Consider the following 4,744-nt stretch of genomic DNA (forward strand, 5'->3'; position numbering starts at 1 on the left):
TAAGGATATTTAATATAGTCGGTGAAGAGGTATATGAATATGAGGGAGTAAGTAGTAGTGGTAAATGGCTCTGGAAGCTCCAGAATAAAGATAATGAGAAAGTAGCCAGTGGGATTTATATTTATGTAATTAGTAGTTCTGAAGGAGATAAGAAGGTAGGTAAGATAGGGGTGGTGAGGTAAGAGAGTTGGAAAGAGAGAGGTGGTTAGGGTTTTAATGCAAAGAGCAAGATGTAAAAATCGTAACCGTTCAGCCACAGAGTTCACAGAGAATTAGAGAAATTAGCCACACATGGACACGAATTAACCTGTGACATTCGATAAATGTAGTGCGAACCTTATTGCTTTTTCATAAATAGGTTCCTCTTTTGGGGAGAGCGATAGCAAGAAGAACTTTAATGTAAATATCAAAATGCAAATATCAAAATTACAATGCAAAATGCAAAAATACTTGTAAATTAACAAAGTAGCTGGAGAATATTTTGATTTTTGATTTGTAATTTTACATTTTGATGTTTGATTTTTAATTTATTTTATGGTATTCCAGAAAAGTGGAAGTTAATTTTGCAAAAACCATTAGGTTCGCTTTCCTGCTTGCCAGAAGCGAGGCTAAAGCCTCGCACTACAAATCTTTTTATTATTCGTATTCATTCGTGGTTATATATTCCCTCTGTGTTCTCTGTAACTCTGTGGCTATATCCCTGAACGGTTACTTCCCTCCTGATGAATGCTTACTTTTAATCTTCATCGCTATCCCTGCCACCAAAAGATAAACATCCTGAGCGTATCTTGCAATGATTTGATTTGCCTTGCCTAATAAATCCGTAAATTGTCTGGCTAATTTATTTGTTGGGACAAGACAGGAGCCAACTTCATTAGAGACAATAATCACCCATCCATCTTTTTTCTTGTCTATTGCCTCAACTAACGATGAGACCTTTTTTAAAATTTTATCCTCGGATAATTCATCTAAAAGTAGATTTGAAATAAGCATATTCAGGCAATCAATTAAAATTACCTCTGCCGTTGTTTTTTCTAATGTGGGGACAATCTCTTTTGGCTCTTCTATTGTTTGCCAATGTTTGGGTCTTAGCTGTTGATGTTCTTGAATCCTTGCCTTCATTTCCTCATCTGAAGGGATGCCGGTAGCGATAACCACTACTTTTTTACTTAATCGGTCAGCTAACTGACAGGCAAATTGGCTTTTCCCTGAACGAATACCCCCAAGCACTAACATTAGTGAGCTCATTTCTTTACTTACAATTTTACTAAAATTATTTAAAGATGTCAAGAAAAATTTATGAAACGTAACCGTTCACCGCAGACATACAGAGACGCAGAGAAAAAATTAAAATATATTCACCAGAGATAGAAATTTCCTTTTTTTGTGCATTTCGGGTCTTTCGTTGTTTATTAATCTTTTAATACTCACTTTTGACTAACTGTTTTTAAGCCTTCTTAAACACCGAAAAACACAAAAAAATATTTTTCTCTCTGTTTCTCTGCGTCTCTGCGGTAAATTACCACCTACGGTTACGATTGTGTAATAAAACTTTAGATACCCCCCTAACCATCAAGAAATCGCCAGCATTCTATCTATGGCGAGTTTTGCCTTTTGGGCAATGTCGTGGGGGACTTCTATTTTGGGCTCTTCGTCCTCAAGTGCAAAAAGGATTTTTTCGAGGGTAGTGAGTTTCATATTTGGACATACGGCGCGGGTAGAGGCAGGATAAAATTGTTTTTGCGGATTTTCTTTTTTTAGACGATGAATAATTCCAACCTCTGTGCCAATGATAAATTCTGTCCCCTCAGATTCTTTAACATAGCGACACATACCATTTGTGCTTAGAGCGGCATCAGCTACCGCAATTACCCCTTGAGAACACTCTGGATGAACGATAACCTTAACCTGTGGATGTTCTTTTTTAATCTGGTGAATTCCTTCTGGAGTTATAGTTTGGTGAGTTGGGCAATAGCCTGGCATCAAAATCATCTCCCGACCGGTTTGACGGGTAATATAATCACCCAGATATTTGTCCGGGGTAAATATTATCTTTTGGTTAGGAGGGAGAGAATTAATTACCTTGACGCCGTTGGCTGAAGTACAGCAATAATCGGATTCTGCTTTAACTTCAACATGGGTATTAACATAGGAGACAACAAGGGCATCAGGATATTCAGCCTTAGTTTGTCTTAAATTTTCTACACTGACCATATCTGCCATTGGACAGCCAGCGTTTATGTCAGGCATTAGAACTGTTTTATCTGGGGAGAGGATTTTGGCAGTTTCTGCCATAAAATGCACGCCGCAAAAGACAATTATCTTTGCATCAGTCTGAGCGGCTTTACGGGATAAATCAAGAGAATCACCTACAAAATCTGCAATATCCTGCACCTCGCCTCGCTGATAGTTATGTGCCAGAATAATCGCATGTTTGGCTTCCTTAATTTCTTTTATTCTCTCAACTAAATTACTTATTATCCTTCTTTGATGGGTATAGATATTCATCGAACCCGCCTTTACCTGACCAATTATGGTCATTCCGGCTGTATCTGCCAGTTGTATGGCTGATGTCGTGGGACAGGAACGGGCGACAAGAATTGGTATGCCCAGACGGGCAGACTTGAGCACCATTTCAGAAGATATTCGACCCGTAGAGAGTAAAATTTTATTCGCAACTTCTATCCCCTGAAGCAATGTCGCTCCTACAACCTTATCAATGGCATTATGCCGACCAATGTCCTCTTTGAAGATTAATATTCCCTTTTTGCTATCAGCCAGAGCCGCAGAATGCACACCGTATCTGGTAGAATAAGTGAGGAATTCTTTCATTAACCGACTAATCAACCAGGAGGAGAATTTTGCCTTCCCAGTTATTTTTGTTTCGTTTGATAGAGGACGAAATATAACTCCTCTGCCACAGCCTGAGGTAATGATTGCAGGGCTATCTTGAAGAGTTTCTCTGGACACTCTAACTTCGATTATTACCTTTTCTTCAGATACTTCAAGATTCACAATATCATCTGCATTTTTTATTAATCCTTCTGTCAGTAGAAAACCTATTGCCAATTCCTTTGTATCGGTAGGCGTAGATAGAAGTGTAACAAAATCTTTGCCATTCAATTTTATATGGAGAGGTTTTTCTTCTGGTACTGCATCTGTTGTTTTTTCAACTTTTTGTGAACTACCAATCTTCAGGATATTAACATTTTTCATATAGTTAAGTATATCATTTAGTTAGATTTTTGTCAACCAGCAATTCAGCCGCTTTTTTGCCTGAGAGGAGCATACCGCCAAATATTGGTCCCATTCGTGGTCCACCAAAGACGGCATTAGCGGCCATTCCAGCCACATAAACACAGGGATAGATTTCCTTTGTATTCTCAACGATGGTGCGTTCACCAACCTCTGCCCACATTGGTTTTTCACCCATAAGGTCACCTGTTGCGGTGAGAAGTTTTTTGCCAATTTTCCTTACAATTATATGAGCTACCTCAGCATCATGACCGGTCGCATCAATAACATATCTTGAGCGAATGGTCAAGGGGTCAACATGCAATTTGGCAATATCAACCGCACTCCAATTAAGAACAAGTCCTGTAACCTTTTTTTCACGAATCATTACATCTTCTGCAGAGATAAGATTAAATATCTTTACCCCAGCTCGAATTGTCTCCAAGCAAAGGGCAGACATAGTTTCTAATGAATCCGTGACAAAATAGCCGTTTTGATATTTTTCATATCGTATTTTAAAGTCATCGAGGATGGGAAGGGATGCTTCCTGAAAAACACACTTATTAAACATCATCCCACCACCCCACATACCACCACCAATGGAAAGTTTGCGTTCAAAGATTACTACTTTATGACCTTTTTTTGCCAGATAGTAGGCGGCTGTAAGACCAGCTGGTCCGCCACCAACAATAGCCACATCACTCTCTAAAAAGTTGACTAAATCTTCGCTCCATTTTTCAATAATCGCCTTTGAGATTACAATATCATCTAACTGCATTTTTTTTGCCTCCTTTTTCGTAACTATTTACTCAAGTGAAGTGTCACCAGGGGAAAAAGGGAAAATGATGAAAAATGGGAAAGGGAGAAATATTCGATCTGTGCAGTTAGCAATAATCTGACAACTAACTTTTGCACGAAAATATTTATAACTTTCTCAATAAACATATCGCTCCTACGGAGCTAATTTGATGTTGAGACGATAAATCTATAAACATCTCGCCCTTACAGGGCTGAATATATTTTTAAACTCCGTTAGGAGTGATATATTTGTAGACTATGATAATCCTTAAAGAATTCAGCTCCGTAGGAGCGAAATGTTTAACTTAATTTAACTGCACAGGTGGGAAATATTTGGGTTATGGTTAGGAAACCAGTAGAGAAGTTGGGTTGAGAAGTTAGTGAAGGAAAAGCCCAATTTCCTAACCCCTCCAACCAAACAGGCATTTTAACCAGCACCTATTTCTTTTCCCTTTTTTCCCAGTTTTTCCATTCTCCCATATTTACACCTTCAGATGGCTAAAGTGTTACCCTTTTTCTTAAAAAAATCCTTTGATAGATTATAAGATATATGAGTAATTTTGTCAAGAATTATTTTAAAAATTTCGTAACTATTCAGCACAATTATTCGATCTGTGCGGTTAGAAGAGAAACCTCCCCGCATTAAGGTTAAAGACGTACTCTCCCTTCTCCGCCGCTGGCGGGGGATTAAGGATGTGAAAATCTTCTCAAC

At 38.3% G+C, this 4,744-nt stretch carries 4 protein-coding genes; 1 reads left to right on the forward strand and 3 read right to left on the reverse strand.

Translation table 11 applies throughout. The annotated features are described in order from the left end of the window. On the forward strand, positions 1-182 hold a 182-nt coding region (locus AB1422_17000; protein ID MEW6621001.1), incomplete at its 5' end, for a gliding motility-associated C-terminal domain-containing protein. 526 nt (positions 183-708) lie between these two features. On the opposite strand, the gene cobU is transcribed toward AB1422_17000, so the two are convergent. From cobU to AB1422_17015, 3 genes are all read right to left on the reverse strand, one after another. Continuing rightward, complete coding sequence (gene cobU / locus AB1422_17005; protein ID MEW6621002.1) at positions 709-1,248, reverse strand: bifunctional adenosylcobinamide kinase/adenosylcobinamide-phosphate guanylyltransferase; 540 nt, start codon at positions 1,246-1,248, stop codon at positions 709-711. Between the two features lie 324 nt (positions 1,249-1,572). Beyond that, positions 1,573-3,216, reverse strand: coding sequence for a quinolinate synthase NadA (gene nadA / locus AB1422_17010; protein MEW6621003.1), 1,644 nt, complete (start codon positions 3,214-3,216; stop codon positions 1,573-1,575). A gap of 13 nt (positions 3,217-3,229) precedes the next feature. After that, positions 3,230-4,012, reverse strand: coding sequence for a sulfide-dependent adenosine diphosphate thiazole synthase (locus tag AB1422_17015; protein ID MEW6621004.1), 783 nt, complete (start codon positions 4,010-4,012; stop codon positions 3,230-3,232). Between the last annotated feature and the right edge of the window lie 732 nt (positions 4,013-4,744).

The sequence above is a fragment of the bacterium genome (assembly GCA_040757115.1).
GTDB lineage: Bacteria > UBA9089 > CG2-30-40-21 > CG2-30-40-21 > SBAY01 > JBFLXS01.

Bases quoted from the DNA above. Each gene is read 5' to 3' on its own strand.
- cobU (MEW6621002.1), bottom strand. From the start codon at position 1,248: ATGAGCTCACTAATGTTAGTGCTTGGGGGTATTCGTTCAGGGAAAAGC.
- nadA (MEW6621003.1), bottom strand. From the start codon at position 3,216: ATGAAAAATGTTAATATCCTGAAGATTGGTAGTTCACAAAAAGTTGAA.
- AB1422_17015 (MEW6621004.1), bottom strand. From the start codon at position 4,012: ATGCAGTTAGATGATATTGTAATCTCAAAGGCGATTATTGAAAAATGG.